This window comes from Saliniramus sp., assembly GCF_035311605.1.
Classification (GTDB): Bacteria; Pseudomonadota; Alphaproteobacteria; order Rhizobiales; family Beijerinckiaceae; genus Saliniramus.
On record NZ_DATGCW010000277.1, the window covers coordinates 1 to 18,595 of the forward strand.

General features: G+C 62.8%; 15 protein-coding genes. 13 read left to right on the forward strand and 2 right to left on the reverse strand.

What is annotated here, in order from left to right; translation table 11 throughout:
• From VKP01_RS12510 to VKP01_RS12535, 6 genes are all read left to right on the forward strand, one after another.
• The coding region (locus VKP01_RS12510) for a multicopper oxidase family protein (protein WP_324412771.1) at window positions 1–1,547 on the forward strand (1,547 nt) is incomplete at its 5' end.
• 22 nt (window positions 1,548–1,569) lie between these two features.
• Complete coding sequence (locus tag VKP01_RS12515) at window positions 1,570–1,998, forward strand: secondary thiamine-phosphate synthase enzyme YjbQ (protein WP_324412772.1); 429 nt, start codon at window positions 1,570–1,572, stop codon at window positions 1,996–1,998.
• A 281-nt stretch (window positions 1,999–2,279) separates the two neighbouring features.
• On the forward strand, window positions 2,280–3,866 hold the full coding sequence (locus VKP01_RS12520; RefSeq protein ID WP_324412773.1) for an ABC transporter substrate-binding protein: 1,587 nt from the start codon (window positions 2,280–2,282) through the stop codon (window positions 3,864–3,866).
• Between the two features lie 101 nt (window positions 3,867–3,967).
• Window positions 3,968–4,945, forward strand: a complete 978-nt coding sequence (locus tag VKP01_RS12525; protein WP_324412774.1) for an ABC transporter permease — start codon at window positions 3,968–3,970, stop codon at window positions 4,943–4,945.
• Window positions 4,942–5,781, forward strand: a complete 840-nt coding sequence (locus VKP01_RS12530; RefSeq protein ID WP_324412775.1) for an ABC transporter permease — start codon at window positions 4,942–4,944, stop codon at window positions 5,779–5,781. Before VKP01_RS12525 ends, VKP01_RS12530 begins: the two co-directional genes overlap by 4 nt.
• Window positions 5,781–7,391 carry an ABC transporter ATP-binding protein gene (locus VKP01_RS12535; RefSeq protein WP_324412776.1) on the forward strand — a complete coding sequence of 537 codons (1,611 nt, stop codon included), beginning with the start codon at window positions 5,781–5,783 and terminating at the stop codon, window positions 7,389–7,391. Before VKP01_RS12530 ends, VKP01_RS12535 begins: the two co-directional genes overlap by 1 nt.
• A 57-nt stretch (window positions 7,392–7,448) precedes the next feature.
• Here VKP01_RS12535 and VKP01_RS12540 read toward each other — a convergent pair whose 3' ends face one another.
• A complete protein-coding gene (locus tag VKP01_RS12540; RefSeq protein ID WP_324412777.1) occupies window positions 7,449–9,011 on the reverse strand; it encodes a class I adenylate-forming enzyme family protein in 1,563 nt (520 codons plus the stop codon).
• 325 nt (window positions 9,012–9,336) lie between these two features.
• On the opposite strand from VKP01_RS12540, the gene VKP01_RS12545 reads away from it, so the two are divergent.
• The 3 genes from VKP01_RS12545 (at window position 9,337) to VKP01_RS12555 (ending at window position 13,657) form a co-directional block, all read left to right on the forward strand.
• Window positions 9,337–10,500: a TAXI family TRAP transporter solute-binding subunit gene (locus tag VKP01_RS12545; RefSeq protein ID WP_324412778.1), complete on the forward strand. Its 1,164-nt coding sequence runs from the start codon at window positions 9,337–9,339 to the stop codon at window positions 10,498–10,500.
• Window positions 10,501–10,663: 163 nt separating this feature from the next.
• Complete coding sequence (locus tag VKP01_RS12550) at window positions 10,664–12,700, forward strand: TRAP transporter fused permease subunit (RefSeq protein WP_324412779.1); 2,037 nt, start codon at window positions 10,664–10,666, stop codon at window positions 12,698–12,700.
• Window positions 12,701–12,781: 81 nt separating this feature from the next.
• Window positions 12,782–13,657: an IclR family transcriptional regulator gene (locus VKP01_RS12555; protein ID WP_324412780.1), complete on the forward strand. Its 876-nt coding sequence runs from the start codon at window positions 12,782–12,784 to the stop codon at window positions 13,655–13,657.
• 22 nt (window positions 13,658–13,679) lie between these two features.
• On the opposite strand, the gene VKP01_RS12560 is transcribed toward VKP01_RS12555, so the two are convergent.
• On the reverse strand, window positions 13,680–15,593 hold the full coding sequence (locus tag VKP01_RS12560; protein WP_324412781.1) for a propionyl-CoA synthetase: 1,914 nt from the start codon (window positions 15,591–15,593) through the stop codon (window positions 13,680–13,682).
• A 274-nt stretch (window positions 15,594–15,867) separates the two neighbouring features.
• Between VKP01_RS12560 and VKP01_RS12565 the strand changes: the two genes are divergently transcribed.
• From VKP01_RS12565 to VKP01_RS12580, 4 genes are all read left to right on the forward strand, one after another.
• The gene (locus tag VKP01_RS12565; protein ID WP_324412782.1) at window positions 15,868–16,641 is read left to right on the forward strand and encodes a hypothetical protein; all 774 of its coding nucleotides are present in this window, start codon (window positions 15,868–15,870) and stop codon (window positions 16,639–16,641) included.
• 117 nt (window positions 16,642–16,758) lie between these two features.
• Complete coding sequence (locus VKP01_RS12570; RefSeq protein WP_324412783.1) at window positions 16,759–17,286, forward strand: hypothetical protein; 528 nt, start codon at window positions 16,759–16,761, stop codon at window positions 17,284–17,286.
• A gap of 102 nt (window positions 17,287–17,388) precedes the next feature.
• Complete coding sequence (locus tag VKP01_RS12575) at window positions 17,389–17,964, forward strand: hypothetical protein (protein ID WP_324412784.1); 576 nt, start codon at window positions 17,389–17,391, stop codon at window positions 17,962–17,964.
• Between the two features lie 244 nt (window positions 17,965–18,208).
• Window positions 18,209–18,595: hypothetical protein (locus VKP01_RS12580; RefSeq protein ID WP_324412785.1), on the forward strand; the 387-nt coding region annotated here is incomplete at its 3' end.

Here is an 18,595-nt window from a genome sequence, read left to right on the forward strand (position 1 = left end):
CCGAGCGTCCGGCGCTGCCGCAGGATGCGCTCGCGCCTTTCGTTGATGCGTTGACGATCCCGCCGCGTGCGGAGCCGGTGGGGGAGCATGAGGGCCGGCCGCTCTACGAGGTCACCATGAAGATGGTCTCGCAGAAGGTGCATCGCGATCTGCCGCCAACGCCCGTCTTCGCCTATGACGGGATCTGGCCGGGGCCGACTTTTGATATCCCGGTCGACCAGCCTATCGCAGTGAACTGGGTGAATGCGCTGCCAGAGGAATATCCGGACTGGCTGCCCGTCGCGATCGGCCATCATGTGCCGGACAAGGTGGTGCGCACGGTGGTGCATCTGCATGGCGGGATCACGCCGAGCGTGCATGACGGCTATCCGGAATGGATGTGGGATCCGGGCGAGGCCGAGCGTTACGAATATCCCAATCTCGACCACCAGGGCGACGGCGCCATGCTCTGGTATCATGACCATGCGATGGGCAATACGCGCCTCAATGTCTATGCCGGGCTGCAGGGCTTCTATCTGCTGCGCAACCGGGAGAGAGAGGAGGCGCTCGGCTTGCCTTCGGGCGATTACGAGATCCCGCTCGTCTTGCAGGATCGCAATTTCGCGGAGGACGGGAGCCTGGTCTATGATGGTGTGTGCCGCAATTTCGGCATCGTGAACGGCACGGTCTTTCCCTACAAGGAGATCGAGCCGCGCCGCTATCGCTTCCGCATCCTCAATGGCGCCAATTTCCGCATCATGCGGCTGGCCTTGTCGAACGGGGCGAAGATGTCGGTAATCGGGGTCGATGACGGCTTTCTCTCGCAGACGGTGGAGACGGATGAACTCCTGCTCGCCCCGGCGGAGCGCGCGGATGTGATCATCGATTTCTCCGATATGGCGGGGGAGGAGATCACGCTCCTGAACACGACCTCATGCTTCGGCCCGCAGCGCGAGCAGGGTACCCGCTCCGGCGATACGGAACTGCCGCATCTGATGCAGTTTCGGGTCAGCGAAAGCGTCTCGCAGCCCGATACGAGCCGCATCCCGGCCAATCCGAGCGCAGAGGAGGGCGAGACCGAGCGGCTTCCGGCTGCGGCCACGGTGACGCGTGACATCACCCTCGACAATCCGGAGGGCTTCAAGTTTCTCCTCGAAAACAAGGGCTTCAACGCCCCGGTCTCGATCGAGCCGCATCTGGGCGATACCGAGGTCTGGAACCTGATCAATCTGACCGATGAAGCGCATCCCATCCACGTGCATCTGATCAGCTACCGCATCGTCGAGCGCATCCCCTTCCGCGAGAACGGGGTCGAGGATTACATCGCCGATCGCGATGCCGGGACGCTCGCGCCGCTGGAGAGCTATCTCGACATGGATGGTGCGATTCCCGCGCCGCCCGTCGAGCACGGTCCGAAGGATGTGGCGCTCGCGCCGTTCGATCATGTCACCCGGATTGCGATGGAATGGTATGGCTTCGAAGGGCTCTACGTGATCCATTGCCATATCCTCGAGCATGAGGATGATGACATGATGCGCCCGATCCGGGTGCTGGCCGCGCGCGAATAAGGGCGCATAAGGGGAGGGCGATGTGAGTGCACCCGGCAAGAGCAAACAGACGAGCCTGACGATTCGCAGCGACGGGCCGGGGCTCACCGAATTCACGCCCATCGTCTCGCTCTTCGTGCGCGAAAGCGGCGTCGAGACCGGCCTGCTGACGCTATTCGTGCGCCATACCTCATGCTCGCTGCTGATCCAGGAGAATGCCGATCCCGATGTCCGCGCCGATCTGCAGGAATTCTTCGCCCGCCTCGTGCCCGAGGGTATGGAATGGGTGGTGCATGCGATTGAGGGGCCCGACGACATGCCGGCCCATATCAAGGCGGCCTTGACGCAGACATCGCTGTCGATCCCGATCATGGACGGCAAGCTCGCCCTGGGCACCTGGCAAGGTATCTACCTGTTCGAGCATCGTGCAGCGGCCCATGACCGTGAGGTGCTGCTTCATATTTCGGCATGACGCAATAACGTGCACAGATACCCATCCCTCTTTTCGCTTTCGTGCAAGCTGTGCGCTGAAATCCAGCCTGTTCGGCCCTGACGCTCCCGGCATCCCATTGGATTGACATGGTTTCGCCGTCAATGCCGGCCCGCTTCCGCTATTTCGTCACTATTTGACGCGTCGCATCGAAATCTCTCTAATTGGACGAGGAGACCGGATGGCGCGAGCCGTCTGGAATATCCGGGGCCACAAGAAGCCCGCGAAAGCCAAAAGCGAGTCCAGAGAACAGAGGGACGATCATGATCCAGAAGAAGACAGGGCGCGCGCTCGCCACGACCGCGTTGGCGCTCCTCTTGAGCGCCGGCGTCGTCGCGATGCAGCCGCAGGACGCCAAGGCCCAGCCGCAAAGCGGCGGGACCGTGCAGCTCGCCGTCACCCCGGAGCCCCCGAGCCTGATGCTCGGCCTGTTCCAGAACGGCCCCACCCAGATGATCGCGGGCGATATCTACGAATCGCTCCTGCGCTACGATACCGATCTGACGCCGCAGCCCTCGCTCGCGGAGAGCTGGGAAATCTCCGACGACCAGCTCGTCTACACTTTCAAGCTGCGCGAGGGTGTGCTGTGGCATGACGGCGAGCCGTTTACCGCCGATGACGTGATCTTCTCCCTCGACGTCTTCCTGCGCGAGGTGCATCCGCGCTGGCGCCCGACGGTCGATGCACAGGTCGCCTCGATCGAGAAGACCGGTGATTACGAGGTCACGATCACGCTCAACGAGCCCTTCGAGCCGATCATGCTGAGCTTCGAGGTCGGCACCACGCCGATCATCCCGGCGCACATCTACGAGGGCACGGATTACCGGGCCAACGAAATGAATTCGACGCCGATCGGCACCGGCCCGATGAAGTTCGTCGAGTGGGAAAGCGGTTCCTACGTGCATCTCGAGCGTAACGAGGATTACTACCTCGAGGGCAAACCCTATATCGACGAGGTTTATTACCGCTTCATCCCGGATGCCGCCTCGCGCGCGGTTGCCTTCGAGACCGGCGATATCGATGTTCTGACCGGCGGTTCGGTCGAGATCTTCGATGTGCCGCGCCTCGCGGAGGAGGACAATGTCTGCGTCACGACGGATGGCTGGGAAATGTTCTCGCCGCATGCCTGGGTCGCGCTCAATGTGCGTGAAGGCGCGCTTGCCGAGAAGAGCTTCCGGCAGGCGATGATGTATGCGATCGACCGCGAATTCGCGCAGGAGGTGGTCTGGTCCGGCTACGGCAAGGTCGCCAACAGCCCGATCTCGTCGCGCACGCTGTTCCATTCCGACGATCTGCCAGAGTACAATTATGATCCTGATCGCGCACGCGAACTGATCGCGGAATCGGGTTATGACGGTGAGACCCTCGACTTCATGGTCCTGCCCTATGGCGAGACCTGGACGCGCTGGGCGGAAGCCACGCGGCAGAATCTGGAAGACGTGGGCATCAACGTGAACCTCGTCACGACGGATGTTGCCGGCTGGTCGGAGCGTCTGGGAAGCTTCAACTTTGAGATGACGCACAACTTCCTCTATCAGTACGGCGATCCGGCACTGGGCGTGGCGCGTTCCTACGTGTCGAGCAACATCGTCCAGGGCAACCCGTTCTCCAACGTGATGGGTTACGCCAACGAGGAGGTCGACCGGCTCTTTGCCGAGGCGGCCAATGCGCCGTCCGAAGAGCGCCCGGCGCTTTATCAGGAGGTGCAGGAGATCCTCGTCGATGAGCTGCCGGTGCTGTGGATGATCGAGATGGACTTCCCCACCGTCTATCGTTGCGATCTGCAGGATTTCATCACCACGGCGATCGGCGTCAACGACACCTTCCGTGACGCCTGGCTGCAACAGTAAGCAGCTGATTGCTCGAAGCTTCCGGGGCCGCGATTGCCCCGGAAGCGCTTCCTGCAAGCCGCAAGTGCGGCGCTACCGGCTTCAATCAGCGTGGGTGACAGATGCCACTTTTGCGATTCATCGCGGGGCGGCTGGTCAAGGGCGTCATCGTCCTGATCGCCATCGCGACCGTGAACTTCTTCCTGATCCGCGCAGCGCCCGGCGATCCGGCCTCGGTGCTCGCCGGCGAGGCGGGGGCTGCGGACGAAGAATTCATCCGCCAATTGCGCGAGCAGTTCGGCCTCGACCAGCCGATCATGACGCAGCTCTGGCTCTATCTGACCGATATCGTGACGCTCGATCTCGGTTTCTCCTATCGCCAGGGACGCCCGGTGCTCGAACTGATCATGGAGCGCCTGCCCGCGACGCTGCTGCTCACCGGTGCGGCCTTTATCTTCTCGCTGACGCTCGGCATCGTCTTCGGCATTCTCGCCGCGCGCCGGGTCGGCAAATGGTCCGATACGGCGATCACGACGGGTGCACTTTTCTTCTATGCGACGCCGTTGTTCTGGATCGCGCTGATGAGCCAGATCATCTTCGCGCTCTGGCTCGGCTGGCTGCCCAATACGGGCTTCCGTACGATCGGGGCCGACTATACGGGCCTGCGCTACGCGCTGGATGTGGGGATGCATCTGATCCTGCCCGCAGCGACGCTGGGGCTGTTCTTCACCGCGCTCTACACGCGCATGATGCGTGCCTCGATGCTGGAGATCGCGGGATCCGATTTTGTCAAGACCGCACGCGCCAAGGGCGTTCCGGAAGGGCGCATCGTGCGCCGGCACATCGCCCGCAACGCCATCCTGCCGGTGGTGACGCTGGCCGGCCTCCAGGCCGGGCAGATCGTCGGCGGCGCGGTGCTGACGGAGACGGTGTTCGGCTGGCCGGGAATCGGGCGGCTGATGTTCGAGGCGCTGGCGCAGCGTGACTATCAGGTGCTGCTCGGCGTGTTCTTCGTCTCCTCCGCCATGGTGGTTTTGTTCAATCTGATCACGGATATCGTCTATCGCGTGGCCGATCCGCGCATCGAGGTGGGACGATGAAGGCATTCTTCAAACGCTTTGCCCGCAACAAGGGCGCGGTGGTCGGCCTGATCATCCTGGCCATCATCCTCGCGGCGGCGATCCTCGCCCCACTGCTTTATCCGACATCGCCATGGCGCATGGTGACGCGTCCGTTCCTGCCGCCGATGTCGCCGGGCGGATTTTGGCTCGGCACCGATGCGCTGGGGCGCGACGTTGCCTCCGGGATCATGCACGGGGCCCGCGTCTCGCTGATCATCGGGCTGGTCTCGACCCTGACGGCGCTCGCCATCGGAATTCCGATCGGTGCGCTCGCGGGATATTTCGGCGGGTTGATCGATGACGCACTGATGCGCTTCACCGAGTTCTTCCAGACCATACCCGCCTTCGCGCTTGCCATCGTCATCGTGGCGATCCTGCAACCGTCGCTCTATTCGATCGTGCTTGCCATCGCCATCGTCTCCTGGCCCCCGGTCGCGCGTCTGGTGCGCGGGGAAGTGCTGTCGTTACGCTCGCGCGAATATGTGCAGGCCTCGATCGTGATCGGGCAATCGACCTCGCGCATCATCCTGACCCAGGTCCTGCCCAACACGATCGCGCCGATCACGGTGATGGCCTCGATCATGGTCGCCTCGGCGATCCTGCTCGAATCGGCGCTCTCCTTCCTCGGGCTGGGCGATCCCAACATGATGACCTGGGGCTACATGATCGGTGCGGGTCGCACGCGACTGATCGAGGCCTGGTGGATCAGCTTCTTCCCCGGTGTTGCGATCTTCCTCACGGTGCTCGCTCTCAATCTGGTGGGCGAGGGGCTCAACGACGCGCTCAATCCGCGTCTCTCGCGGGAGGGTGGCTGATGAGCGTCCTGGCAATCGACAATCTCTCCCTCGCTTTGCCGAAACTCGCCGATCGCGCCCATGCGGTGCAGGGGCTCAGCCTTGCGATCGATGCGGGGGAAACACTCTGTGTCGTGGGCGAATCCGGCTCGGGCAAATCGATGACGGCGCATGCGGTGATCGGGCTTCTGCCCAACGCCGTAAAGCCGGCCGGGGGCTCGATCAGGCTCGCCGGGCGCGAGCTCATCGGGCTCACCGAAGGCGAGATGCGCAAGCTGCGCGGACGCGATGTCGGCATGATCTTTCAGGAACCGATGACCTCGCTCAATCCGGTCATGCGGATATCCGACCAGATCCTCGAGACCTTCGAATCGCATCGTATGTTCGACGCGCAGCAACGCATGCGGCGCACCTTCGAACTGCTCGAGGAAGTCGGGCTGCCCGATCCCAAACACATCGCCCGCGCCTTCCCGCATGAACTCTCGGGCGGCCAGCGCCAGCGCGTGATGATCGCCGTGGCGCTCGCGCTGGAGCCCAAGCTCCTCATCGCCGACGAGCCGACCACGGCGCTCGACGTGACGACGCAGGCGCAGATCCTGAAGCTGGTTGATGAATTGCGTCACAAGCACGGGACGGCGGTTTTGTTCATCACGCACGATTTCGGCGTGGTGGCCGAGATCGCTGATGATGTTGCCGTCCTGCAGAACGGTCTGTGTGTCGAAAGCGGGAGGGCGCAGGACGTCCTGGAAAATCCCACGCATGACTATACGAAACGCCTTCTCGCCGCCGTGCCCTCGCTGACGCCGCCGCCGCCCAAGGATCTCTCGGGCGAGCCGGATGCGCTGATCGTGCGCAATCTGCACAAGACCTATGGCGGGCGCGGCTTCTTCAGTGGGAACGCGCGGAAGGTGATCGCGGCGAAGGATGTGGAATTTACCATCAAGCGCGGCGAGACGCTCGGGCTCGTGGGCGAATCCGGCTCCGGCAAATCCACGGTCGGGCGCTGCATCATGCGCCTGACCGAGCCTGATGACGGTTTTATCAAGGTCGGGGATACCGAATTCCACGGCGTGCCGCCGCGCCAGTTGCGGCCCTTGCGCAAGCGCATCCAGATGGTCTTCCAGGACCCTTATGCCTCGCTCAACCCCCGCCGCACCGCCGGGCGGATCATCGCTGAGGGGCCTGAGGCGCAGGGTGTGCCGCGGGTGGATGCGGAGAAGCGGGCCCGCGAATTGCTCGAACTGGTCGGGCTCGGCGCGTCATCTGCCGAGCGCTATCCGCATGAGTTCTCTGGCGGCCAGCGCCAGCGAATCGGCATTGCACGCGCACTTGCCCTCGAGCCGGACGTGCTGGTGGCAGACGAGCCGGTCTCGGCGCTCGATGTCTCGGTGCAGGCGCAGATCCTCGATCTGATCCAGGATCTGCAGAAGCGGCTTGGCCTCGCCATCCTCTTCGTCACCCACGATCTGCGCGTGGCGGCACAGGTCTGCGACCGGATTGCCGTTATGCAGCGCGGCGAGATCGTCGAGCTCGAGCCGACGGCGAGGCTCTTCGAGAATCCCAAACACCCCTACACCCGTTCGCTGCTCGCGGCGGTGCCGGGTGCGCATGCGAAGATGGCGGCGGCCTGAGGGATGCCACGCGCCGCGCCCTCATCGAGGGCGGGCGCAAGGTTTTCAGGCGCATGCTCAGACCGCTTCGGCCTGCTCCACCGCGATTGATGCGGCTTCTTCGCGCAGCTTCGCCTTCTGGATCTTCCCGGTCGAGGAGGCGGGTAGTGCCGGCAGCGCTATGATGCGGGTGGGGCGCTTGTAGGGGGCCATGCGTTCGGCGCAGAAGGCACGCATCTCCCGCTCGTCGAAATCGGCGCCGGGCCGCAGCTGGACGAAGGCCCAGACCTCCTCGTTGCCCTCGACATTGCGCCCGACCACGGCGGTGAGTGTCACATCCGGGTGGCTCGCGATGACGCCCTCGATCTCCTCGGGATAGACGTTGAAGCCAGAGCGGATGATCAGGTCCTTGGCGCGTCCGACGATGTAGAGCGCGCCGTCTTCGCCGAAACGGGCGAGGTCGCCGGTATCGAACCAGCCATCGGCGCTCTTCACCCGGTCGGTGAGTTCGCGATTGCGATAATAGCCGATCATCACCGTCGGGCCGCGCACCTGTAGCGTACCGATTTCGCCGGCGGGGAGGGGGGCGCCTTCGCCATCGACGGTGCGCGCCTCGATCCCGGGCAGGAGCGGGCCTGTCGCATCGTCGCGGCGCGGGGCGTCCATGCGCGTCTGCGAGACTGTCGGTGAGAGCTCGGTCATGCCATAGCCGTTATGCAGCGGCACGCCGAGCGCCGCCTCGACACGGGTCTTGAGCGCGCGATCGAGCGGCGAGCCGCCGGCGGAGGCGTAGCGCAGGGCCGGCGCCTCGATCGGACGCCCCGTTTGCCGCGCATGCTCGATGAGTCGCGCGAACATGGCCGGTACGCCCTGGAAAACAGTGAGTTCCTCATCGCGCAGCAGGCGCAGCGCTTCCGAGGGATCGAAACGGGGCACAAGGTAATTCGTCGCGCCATAGAGCGCCGAGCCGAGAAACATCGAGGCGAGGCCAAAGACATGGCTCACCGGCAGGCAGCCATAGACGCGCTCGCCAGGCGCCAGACCGCGCAGATAACCGGAATGGCGCGCTACATGCATCAGATTCGCGTGGCTGAGCATGACGCCCTTGGGCGCGCCGGTCGTGCCCGAGGTATAGATCATGGCGGCCACGTCGCGGGCGGGGTCGTCATGCACGGGCTCTGATTCGCAATCCGCCGCGACGGTGAGACGAAAGGGTGGCAGGCCCTCGAAAGTGACATGTTCGGTCTCGAATGCACCGGCATGGCGCTCCGCATCCGGGGAGATGTCGTTGGCGAAGGCGATCAGGCGCGGCTGTGCGTGGTCGGCAATCGTTTCGATCTCGCGTTCGGAGAGGCGCGCATTGAGGATGACCGGCCAGGCCTTTGCGCGCGCCGCCGCGAGAGCCAATGTGATCAGAACGATGCCGTTCTCGCCCAGAATCACGAACCTGTCACCGGGTCGCAGGCCCGCTTCCTGCAGCCGCGCGGCGCTGGTCGCGACGCAATGCTCCCATTGCGCGAAACTGATACGGCGCTCGCCGAGGACGAAAGCCGTCGCATCCGGTCTTTCCCGCGCGCCTTCCTGCGGAATCGCATCGATCGTGGTGACATGGGCGAGCGATTGCGGCGTGGCGGCGGACATCGAGCGGACTCCTGAGGATGCTGCTGAGGCGTTGGGACGTTAGTGCCTGTCCGCAATAGCGTCAAGAAATGTGAAACAATATTCCGCACAGCGAAAATAATAGGCATGATGACCATATTCTATGGGCAGGAACGCCCGATCTGCGAACGCGTATTTTGTCTTGCGAAACAGGATTTCGCATTTAGTCTGTGATCATCTCAGGGAAGGTATTTCCCTAAGGTCAAAAACAACACGCGCCGGGTCGCCTTGTTGCGACCATGTCGCGTTAGCGCCGTGAGGGCGAAACGCTCCCGGCTTTCCGATGAAGAAACTGGAGGAAACCCTGATGCTGGATCGCAGAAACCTGCTTGCTTCCGCCGCCGCGATCGCCATTGCCGGCGCGATGGCGAGCACGCCCGCCATGGCACAGTCTGGATTGCCCGACACTATTTCCTGGACGGCCTATGATGTCGGCTCGTCAGGCTACAACCAGTCCGTGGCCATCGGTGGCGCACTGCGCAACGAAATGGACGTCAACCTGCGCATCCTGCCCGGTCGCAACGACATTGCCCGCCAGATCCCTCTGCGCGACGGGCGCGTCGATTTCTCCGCGACGGGGCTTGGCGCGAGCTTCTTCTCGCAGGAAGGCATGTTCGAGTTTGGTGAGGCATCCTGGGGCCCGCAGGAAGTGCGCGTCCTGATCGCCTCGAACGCCGATTCGAATCTCACCATCGGCGCTGCCGGCGATCTCGGCATCGAGACGGTGGCTGATCTTGAAGGCAAGCGCGTCGCCTGGGTCGTGGGCTCGCCCTCGCTCAACCAGAATATCGGCGCCATTCTCAGCTTCGCCGATCTGACCTGGGATGATGTCGAGCGCGTCGAATTCCCGGGCTTCGGTGCCGCATGGGAAGGCATCATCAACAACCAGGCCGATGCCGCCTTCGCCGTGACGACGTCCGGTCAGGCCTTCCAGCTCGAAGCCTCGCCCCGTGGTCTCGTCTGGCCGACCCTGCCCTTCGACGACGAGGAAGGCTGGACGCGCCTGAACGACGCCGCGCCGTTCTTCGTGCCGAACCGCGCGACACTCGGTGCGGGCCTTTCCGAGGATAACCCGCATGAAGGTCCGAACTATCCGTATCCGATCCTTCTTTCCTATGCGGATGCGGAAACGGACAAGGTCTACGCCATGACCAAGGCGATGGTCGAGCTCTTCCCCGTCTATGATGGTGCGGCGCCCGGCATTTCCGGCTGGCATATCGACCGCCAGCAGTTCGAGTGGGTGGTGCCCTATCATGAAGGTGCGATCCGCTATTTCGAGGAGATCGGCGTCTGGACCGAGGATCACCAGGCGCATAACGACGGCCTCGTCGAGCGTCAGCAGGTGCTGAAGGCTGCCTGGGATGCGTTCGTCGCCGAGGGCGTCAGCGATGAGGACGCTTTCCAGGAGGGCTGGATGCAGGCGCGCCGTGACGCGCTCGAAGCCGCCGGTATGAATCCGATCTGGAACTGATCGAAGGCCGTCTGCGGCGGGATTTGCCGCCGCGTTCCCCTGATCGTGCGCCGCATGCTCTTCCCGCATGTGGCGCACGGCAGTGCGTCGCGCCCGTTCGCGTGTCTGTAAGGCGCGCATGGAGCAGCGCATGCCCCCCGCTCAGCCCGCATGCAGGTCAGCCATGAACGACACCAGGCATCCCGAGGCCACCAATCCGCTGAACGAGTCACCCGTGGTCCCGCTTGTCACGACCGGGGCCAAACCGGCCGTCGAGGAAGAGGCGCGTTTCAGGGAAGTCACCGGCTGGGTCAAGGGTTTGTTCGTGGCCTTGACGCTCGCGGCCATCTTCCTCGCCGTGAACCAGTTGTTCAATCTGCGCCTGTTCGTCGGCGTGGTGATCATCGAGAACCGTTATCTCTATCTGCTCGCGGGCATTTTCCTCGCGCTCGCCTTCGCCGCCTTCCCGATCAGTCCGCGCGCCCGAGGTGGGCCGACACCCTGGTATGATCTGATCCTCGCCGCTCTCTCGCTCGGAGCCTGCGGCTATTTCACCTTCACCGCCCATCGCAGCCTGATGGAGGGCTGGGAATATGCGGCTCCGCCGCTCGCCATGGCGATGAGCTTCCTGCTCTGGGCCCTGATCATCGAGGCCACGCGTCGCACCGGCGGGCTTGTCATCGCGGTGATCGTCTTCTTCTTCTCGCTCTATCCGGTCTTCGCCGATGTCGTGCCAGGGCCGATCTCGGGTTTCGCGCAGCCCATCGACGACACTATTGCCTATCACCTGATCTCGAATGAAAGCTCGTTCGGCATTCCGATGAAGGCCTTCGGGCAATTGGTGATCGGATTCATTCTCTTCGGCGCAACGCTGCAATTCACCGGCGGCGGGCGGTTCTTCAACAATCTGGCGCTTTCCCTCGTCGGTGGATATCGCGGTGGTGCGGCGAAGGTCGCGATCTTTGCCTCCGGCTTCATGGGCTCGATGAGCGGCTCTGTCGTCTCCAACGTGCTCACCACCGGCGTCGTCTCCATCCCGGCGATGAAGCGTGCCGGCTTCTCCTCGCGCTATGCGGCGGGAACGGAGGCCTGCGCCTCGACGGGTGGCGTCCTGATGCCGCCGGTGATGGGGACGACGGCCTTCGTCATGGCCTCGTTCCTCGGCATGCCCTACAGCCAGATCATCATCGCCGCCGCGATCCCCTCGATCCTGTATTATCTGGGTCTGTTCGTGCAGATCGACGCCTATGCGGCGCGCAACGGCCTCAAGGGCATGCCGCGCTCGGAACTGCCCTCGCTGAAGGAGACCTTCAAGGAGGGCTGGCACTACATCTTCGTCTTCGCCATCCTGATCGTGATGATGATCGTGTTCCGGCAGGAGACGCTGGCGCCGTTCTATGCGACTGCGGCCCTCGTCGTGATCAACCAGCTGCACAAGGGGACGCGGCTCAATCTCAACGGCTTCATCAACCTGCTGACCGGTGTGGGGCGCTCGCTTGCGGAGCTCGTGGCGATCCTGCTCGGTGTCGGCCTGATCATCGGCGCCTTCTCGGCGACGGGGCTCGCAGGCACGCTCGCCAACGATCTCGTCTTTCTCGCCGGCAGCAACGTCTTCGTGCTCCTGATCATGGGAGCGATCACGGCCTTCATCTTCGGCATGGGGATGACGGTGACGGCCTGCTACATCTTCCTCGCCGTGGTCCTCGCACCGGCGCTGACGCGGGCGGGGCTCGATCCGCTCGCGGTGCATCTGTTCATCATGTATTGGGGCATGGTCTCCTTCATCACGCCGCCCGTGGCACTGGGCGCCTTCGCTGCGGCGACCATCGCGCGGACCAGCCCGATCATGGCCGGTTTGCAGGCAATGCGGCTCGGTTCCATCATCTATATCGTGCCGTTCTTCTTCGTGCTGAACCCGGCCCTGATCGGGCGCGGCAGCGCCTACGAGGTGATCACCGTTCTGATCACGGCGGTGATCGGCGTGTGGTTCATCGGTTCCTCATTGCAGGGCTATCTTGCGGGGGTGGGCGATATCGGGCGCGGGGCGCTGGCGCTGCTGCGCCGTGTGATGCTGGCAATCGGTGGTTTGTTCCTGGCCGCTCCGGGCCATATCGGACTGGGCCTCGACCACATGCAGATGACCTTGATCGGCCTCGCTTTCGCCGTGCCGGTGGTCCTGATACGGGTGATGCGCAAGTCTGACGTTGCGGCAAACCCGTGAACGGCGGGTGACGGGGCTTGCAACTGGCATGGAGTATGCGAGAAAAGTTCGCTTGATGAGGTTGTCGAAGGGCTGTTTCGAATGAAGGCCGACACGCTACATGTGCATGAAGCGGACATTCCCGCCGATCCTGCGGAGGGAGACGACATTCCGGCGAAGGATCGCCAGTTCGTCACCGCGCTTGCGCGCGGCCTGTCGGTGCTGCGCGCCTTCACGAGTTCCAGCGAGGTTCTCGGAAATCAGGAGATCGCCCGGCGCACCGGGCTGCCCAAGCCGACCGTCTCGCGGCTGACGCATACGCTGCTCGAGCTGAACTACCTGCGCATCGTCAAGGACCGGGACAAGTATCAGCTCGGTCCTGCCGTGCTGGCGCTCGGCATGTCCTTCTTCCGCTCGAACTCCTTCGCCCAGATCGCGCGCCCGTTCCTGCAGGAACTCGCCAACGCGACGCAGGCGCATGTGGCGCTGGGGATCCGCGAGGGGCTCAACAGCGTCTACATGCAGCTCTGGCGCGGGCGCGGGCAGAGCATCACCATCTCACGCGAGATCGGATTTCATCTGCCGCTGGCGAAATCCGCCATGGGGCTCGCCATGGTTGCCGCACTCGATGCCGAAGAGCGGCCCGGCGTGATCGCGGGGCTGGCCGAGCAGGTGGGTGACGACTGGCCGCGCCTCGAGGCGGAGCTCGAACGGGCGCAGCGCGAAATCGAGCAGACCGGTTTCTGCATTGCACTCGGTGCCTGGAACCGCGAGATCAACGCCGTCGCGGCTCCTCTGATCGCCCCCGAAACCGGTTCGCTCTACGTCGTCAATGTATCCGGCCCCGCCTTCATCCTCACCGAGCGCATGCTGCGCGAGGAAACCGGCACCAAACTGCGCGCCACGATCGAGCGCATGCGCGAGACCGGCGCCGTCGAATGGCCGCCCGTGGTCGGGCGCCCGCGCAGTTTCTACTGAGCGCGAGCGCCTGTTCCCCCGGTCAGATCACGCCCTTGTTCTTCAGGGCTTCGCCGATCTCGTCGAGAATGGTCGGGTCGTCGATGGTGGCGGGTGGTGTCCATTCGTCACGATCGGCGATCTTCTTCATGGTCGCGCGCAGGATCTTGCCCGAGCGTGTCTTGGGCAGGCGCGGCACGGTAACGGCGAGCTTGAAGGCGGCGACGGGGCCGATCTTCTCGCGGACCAGCGCGACGAGCTCCTTCTCGATGGTCCCGATCGGCTCCATGATGCCTGATTTGAGCACCACGAAACCGCAGGGCACTTCGCCCTTGAGCGCATCCTTGACCCCGATCACGGCGCATTCCGCAACGGCGGGGTGCGCGGCGAGGACTTCCTCCATGCCGCCCGTTGAGAGACGATGGCCGGCGACGTTGATGATGTCATCGGTGCGACCCATGATGAAGACATAGCCGTCCTCGTCCCTGAAGCCCGCATCAGAGCTCGAATAATAGCCCGGATAAGCTGCGAGATAGCTCTCATGGAAGCGCTCGGGCGCGTGCCACAGTGTCGGCAAGGCGCCCGGCGGCAAGGGCAGGCGGATGACGACAGCGCCCATTTCGTTCGGCCCGAGCTCCTTGCCGTCCTCGTCGAGAACACGCACATCGTAGCCGGGCATCGGCACCGAGGGTGAGCCGTGCTTCACCGGCAACATGCCGATGCCAACCGGGTTGCCGACGATGGGCCAGCCGGTCTCTGTCTGCCACCAGTGATCGATCACCGGCACGCCGAGTATGCGCTCGGCCCATTGCACCGTATCCGGATCGGCGCGCTCGCCGGCGAGGAACAGCGTGCGGAAATGCGACAGATCGTAATCTGCCAGCAGCTTCGCGTGTGGATCCTCCTTCTTGATGGCGCGGAAGGCGGTGGGGGCAGTGAACAGGGCGACCACTTGATGCTCGGCGATCACCCGCCAGAAGACGCCGGCATCGGGCGTGCCGACGGGTTTGCCTTCATAGATGATGCTGGCGCAGCCATGCAGCAGTGGCGCGTAGACGATATAGGAATGGCCTACCACCCAGCCGACATCGGAGGCCGCCCAGAAAGCCTCGCCGGGCTTGATGCCGTAATGGTTCTCCATGGTCCAGGCCAGCGCGACCATATGCCCGCCATTGTCGCGCACGACACCCTTGGGCTTGCCGGTGGTGCCGGAGGTATAGAGCACGTAGAGCGGATCGGTGGCGGCGACGGGGACGCAATCGGCGGCGCGACCCGCTGCTTTCGCGTTGGCCATGGCTTGCTGCCAGTCGTGATCCCAGGGTTTGTCCAGCGTGGCTGCACCCTCGGGGCGCTGGAAGACGAGGCAGGCTTCCGGCTTGCTGGACGCGAGTTCAATGGCGCCGTCGAGCAGTGGTTTGTAGCTGATGACGCGACCGGGTTCGAGTCCGCAGGAGGCGGCGAGGATCGCCTTGGGATGGGCATCATCAATGCGGGTAGCGAGCTCTTTTGCGGCAAAGCCGCCGAAGACGACGGAATGGATGGCGCCGATGCGCGCGCAGGCCAGCATCGCCATCACGGCCTCGGGAATCATCGGCATGTAGATGATCACCCGGTCGCCCTTGTCGACGCCGAGATCCTGCAGGACAGCGGCCAGCGCGGCCACCTCGTCGCGCAATTCGCGATAAGTGATGGCGCGTTTGCAGCCGGTCATCGGGCTGTCATAGATCAGCGCCGGCTGTTCCCCGCGCGTCGCGACGTGGCGATCGACCGCGTTGTGGCAGGTATTGCAGGTCGCGCCCTCGAACCAGCGGCCATAGGCGCCGGCCTTTGCATCGAAGACATGGTCCGGCGGCTGGTACCAGTCGATCGCCTGCGCGGCCTTGGCCCAGAAGGCCTCCGGATCCTCTTGCCAGCTTTCGTAGAGCTTCGCATAGGCGCTTTGCGCTATCCCGGACATCGGTTCCATCCCTTCGGTCTCGACGCGTTTGCGGGCACGCGTCTGGTTTTCTCCATGGTGACGAGAACGGACGGCGCTGACAAGCCGGCCAAAAGTTTGAATCGGGCCCGCCAGGATCTGGCTGCCGGTGCCAATATCCGCCGCAAACTGTCCTCGTCGATCCGTAGTCTTATCTGAATTGCCGAATCTTAAGGCGAATTGGTGCTTTTTTGTGCTTTTCATTAGCCCGTGGTGCGGCTAAATCGACCGCATTGCAGAAATTGGAGTTATATGAATGTATTCAAGCGTTTCGAATGTCTGTACAAATTATCAAGATCAGTCAATTTGCAAATCAAACATGTTTTTTGATTGTAATAAGACTCAATGTTTCAGTTCAAAAACTGAGGAAGTGAAAGATAATAGAGAGACGATAATTAAGAAAAACAATAATGTTTCCGGTAGTTTAGTGGATAATTCTGCAAATTCATCTGATTTCTCTTCATCGTGTCTGAAATCTTTGCCGCAGGTTGGGTTCTTTTCTGCGTTTCCGGGGGATTTCTGCGCCAGCCCGGTGAAGCAGAGCCCGGAAACCGATCCGGTCAGTGGGGAGTTCCGCCGCGTCTCCTGTAGCCAGAGTGTGCGCGAACTCATCCACGAGATGGCGCAGGTCCAGGACATGCTGATGATGGATTCGACGGATCCCTGGGCTGATATCCAGCGCCGCACAGCGCTGCTCGATCCAGGTTTCCGCGAGGTTCTGCAGCGGCACATGGCCCGTGTGGCGGCGTTGCTGGAGCGGATCGAGCGTGATTGTCAGGATGTCCTCTCGCCGGAAGAGCTGGCGGAATGCGGACGTTTGCGGGGCGCCTTCGAACGGATGCGCGGCTATGTCGGCGCCGATCTTATGACGGAAGGCGGCGAACTGGCTGAAGGGAGCTACCAACGACTGATGGAAGCAATGCGTGATTTGGCGGCAGGCGCGCGCGATGTACTCGGGGCGGTGATCACCGGTCTCGGCGCCTCAGCGGCGTTTCTCATGAACCTGCTCCACAATCAGTTTGCGCATTGAATAAATAAAATTCATACGCAATCCCTGATTGACATTGAAAGAGAATTAGTTAATAAAAATGGTTAACGATTTTATTCGGACCCATTTTCAATCCGTGATTTTTGTGAGGTTTCAATCATGAATATCGGCGCGATCAGCAATCCTCTCGCGGCGGGAGGCGAATCCTCCCTCGCTCCGGCGGATAAAGGCTTCAGTCTCGATCTTGGTAAAACAGCCGCAGCGGCACCGGAAGAAGCGCGCATTGCATCCTCGTCCGAGCAGGGGGATCCAAGCGATATGGAGGCACGCTGCGCCGACGCCTTTAATCGTCTCATGCGAGATGTGAACGCACTTTTCGATCTTCTTGCGCGCGACGATCCGTCTTTGGAAGCAAAGATCGATGACCTTGACCTGCGGATCAACGCGTTGATCAATTTCTGCGGTGACGCCCTGCCTCATTCAGCAATGAGTGATTTGCGCGGATTGCGGGAACTCATCGATGCCATGCGCGGGGCGCTCGGCTTCGATGCGGATCAATCGCAGTCCGGCATTGCGCCGCAAGTCAACTGGAACCTCTTGGAGCGGCTTGCTCACGCACTCTGGGAGGGGCTCCAAAGGGTTGCGCCGCTTCTCGGTGGCGGGCCCGCGAACCAACCGGCGTTCTGAATATCTGTATCGCTTCTTTGCTATTATCATGAGCGCGCCTTTCCCAAGGGGAGGGCGTGTCTCAAGCTATTTCGAACTTGAATTTGAAGGATTGGTTTTCTCATGACGATGATTGCTGCGAATTCGGCCATGCCGAATGGCGAAAAGCCCGGAGATAAGCACAACTCCGATAATGGTTTCCTGGAGGCGCTGGCCGGCGCGCGCGACGAGAGCGCCGTCCTCAAGCAGCAGGGCCCCGATCGCCGCCTCCCGCGCGCCGCCCAGGAAGCGGCCTGTACCGACATGTATAACGAGGCCGCCGCCATCGCGAACGGCGTGGTCCTGCGCCTGCTGGTCGAGGGCACGGAGGTCCTGCGGGGCTGGTTCGCGAATCCTGATAACCGCGCCGTGGTCGAAGAAAGCCTCGATCGTCTCGACGATCTCCTCAACGCCCTAGAGCACCAGTGCGGCGACTTCCTGCCGGCGAGCGCGATGGAGGAGGTGCGCGGCATGCGCGAAACGCTGGAGCGTCTGCGTGAGGCCATGCGCATGAATCTGTGGGAGCAGGTCCAGTCCCTCGCCGGGGTGCTCTGGGAAGGGCTGAAAGGGGTTGGCCACATCCTGCGCTCGATCGGAGCGGACGTGCTCCGCCTCATCCCGGCTGCTGCGGAAGGGGTTTTGCGACAGCAAAATCCATAAAGCCGTTGCAGACTTTCATCGCGCTTTGCACCCTCGTTTGCTCCCCGCCGGAGCGGGAGGCGCCATCATGGAAGGCGTGACCGGTCTCCCTCCCCTCAGGGGAGGGATCAAGGCTGGGGTTGGGGCGGTTCCGGAATCCGCGCCGTTGATGATCAGCATAGCGCCCGCGCCCTGCATTTCAAAGGGCGGGGGTGACGTGCGCTGATTTGAATAAATTCAGATATTCAAAAGGAGTATGATTATAATGTTTGCCATGAAGCCGCTCGATACGCCGTCTCTGGATAAAAAGGACCACGGCCCGGGCGCAGCCGAAACCGCGTTCAGCCTTCCTGGCAAAGCCGCCGCGGCCGCTCCCGATACCGGGGCGTCGGCTCTCGTCGGCAACACTTCGTTCGAGTCCAAGACCGTCGGCAGCATGGACGAACCGCTCGATCCCAGCGCCTCTCGGCGCAGCAGATATTGCGATGATCTCTTCAACGAGATCATGGCGAAGCTCGAGCAGATCGAGAACATCATGCCGCCGCCGGGTACCGAAAGCATGCGCCAGCTCATCGCGACGCCGGACCGTCGCCTCGCGATGCTCAGGGAGCTCAACGACCTGATGGAGCTGATCGACGAATTGTTCAACAAT

Coding starts and splice junctions, on each gene's coding strand:
- VKP01_RS12520 (WP_324412773.1), top strand. CDS start 2,280: ATGATCCAGAAGAAGACAGGGCGCGCGCTCGCCACGACCGCGTTGGCG.
- VKP01_RS12525 (WP_324412774.1), top strand. CDS start 3,968: ATGCCACTTTTGCGATTCATCGCGGGGCGGCTGGTCAAGGGCGTCATC.
- VKP01_RS12530 (WP_324412775.1), top strand. CDS start 4,942: ATGAAGGCATTCTTCAAACGCTTTGCCCGCAACAAGGGCGCGGTGGTC.
- VKP01_RS12535 (WP_324412776.1), top strand. CDS start 5,781: ATGAGCGTCCTGGCAATCGACAATCTCTCCCTCGCTTTGCCGAAACTC.
- VKP01_RS12540 (WP_324412777.1), bottom strand. CDS start 9,011: ATGTCCGCCGCCACGCCGCAATCGCTCGCCCATGTCACCACGATCGAT.
- VKP01_RS12545 (WP_324412778.1), top strand. CDS start 9,337: ATGCTGGATCGCAGAAACCTGCTTGCTTCCGCCGCCGCGATCGCCATT.
- VKP01_RS12550 (WP_324412779.1), top strand. CDS start 10,664: ATGAACGACACCAGGCATCCCGAGGCCACCAATCCGCTGAACGAGTCA.
- VKP01_RS12555 (WP_324412780.1), top strand. CDS start 12,782: ATGAAGGCCGACACGCTACATGTGCATGAAGCGGACATTCCCGCCGAT.
- VKP01_RS12560 (WP_324412781.1), bottom strand. CDS start 15,593: ATGTCCGGGATAGCGCAAAGCGCCTATGCGAAGCTCTACGAAAGCTGG.
- VKP01_RS12565 (WP_324412782.1), top strand. CDS start 15,868: ATGTATTCAAGCGTTTCGAATGTCTGTACAAATTATCAAGATCAGTCA.
- VKP01_RS12570 (WP_324412783.1), top strand. CDS start 16,759: ATGAATATCGGCGCGATCAGCAATCCTCTCGCGGCGGGAGGCGAATCC.
- VKP01_RS12575 (WP_324412784.1), top strand. CDS start 17,389: ATGACGATGATTGCTGCGAATTCGGCCATGCCGAATGGCGAAAAGCCC.